At 55.7% G+C, this 1,105-nt stretch carries 1 protein-coding gene; it reads right to left on the bottom strand.

Translation table 11 applies throughout. The features are described 5' to 3' along the window. A partial coding sequence (locus AC1D1X_RS24080) for an adenylate/guanylate cyclase domain-containing protein (RefSeq protein WP_477699454.1) occupies positions 1–991 on the bottom strand: 991 nt, incomplete at its 3' end. Positions 992–1,105: the final 114 nt, after the last annotated feature.

Raw genomic sequence — 1,105 nt, 5'->3', positions numbered from 1 at the left:
CAAGATTGGGTAAAGATTGCCTTCGTGCCTTCTCAAGTTGTTGCGACATGACTGACGAGCTAATGGCAGAAACCAATCGTGCGATCAGTTCATCGTCTGCCGCAAATAAACCGTGTACTTGACCCTTCAGACTGTCCGCCCAGAGAATGTGGCCTGTCTTTGCTTCGATCAACTCAACGAACAACGCCAGCTGTGTTCCGGCGCTGCGGCACGTGCCAGACAAGATATACGTAGCGCCCAAGTGGGTCCGTATGTCTTCCATTGCCTCCGGACGTTCCCGAAACACAGTGGTCGAAAGACGCGAGATCACATGAAGTTCGGAGGTGCGGGACAAAGCGGCAATCACTTCGTCGGCCAAGGCCTCGCCAAGGAGTTCATGTCCCGGCTCGCTGCTGCGCATCGCGAAAGGGATCACCGCGATAGTCGGCCGCAAGTTCAGCTGGACTGCGGTGCCGGACGGTATTACCGGTGCATTGCCTGGCGGCCCGATCCGGTACGCCCTGATCGGCTCTTTGACGTGTTTGAGGTGGCATTCCCCCAAGTCTTCAACATCTGCGTCCAGCACGGACGAGACTTGATCACGTAGATCGGACGTCACGACTATCTCACCGGGCCCCGCCAAAGTACAGACGCGCGCTGTCAAATTCACGTCTGTGCCGTAAATGTCATGCTGGTCGGTCACAAAGCTCGCCAAATGGCCGCCCATGCGCAGATGCATCTGTTGCTCTGGGCGGAAGGCAGCATTGGCCCGTTGGCAGAAGTGCTGAATAGCGAAGGCTGCTTTGACAGACCCTTGGGCGCCGGCAAATTCCAGCATTAAACCGTCCCCCAGGCTTTTGACGATGCGCCCGCCATGCAGCGGCAGAATTTGCTGCTCAATCTGCTGTACCAGTTCTTGCCACCGCCGCACAAAACCATCTTGATCCTGCTCCATGATCCTGACGGACTCCACCACATCCATGACCAGCAGCACCTTCGTGCTTCGGTTCATGTGTGCCGGTAATTCCATTAGGGAGTGCATCGTAAGCGGTGTAACAATTTTTTACCTCCTCATTTTGTAGGAGGAAGTGCGCGTAATAAACACCTGATGTGCTACGGGCTCCTC

This window comes from Polaromonas sp. P1_G4 (assembly GCF_056405475.1).
The sequence above is the reverse complement of the archived record's forward strand: the minus strand, read 5'-3'. Positions and strand labels throughout refer to the sequence as shown.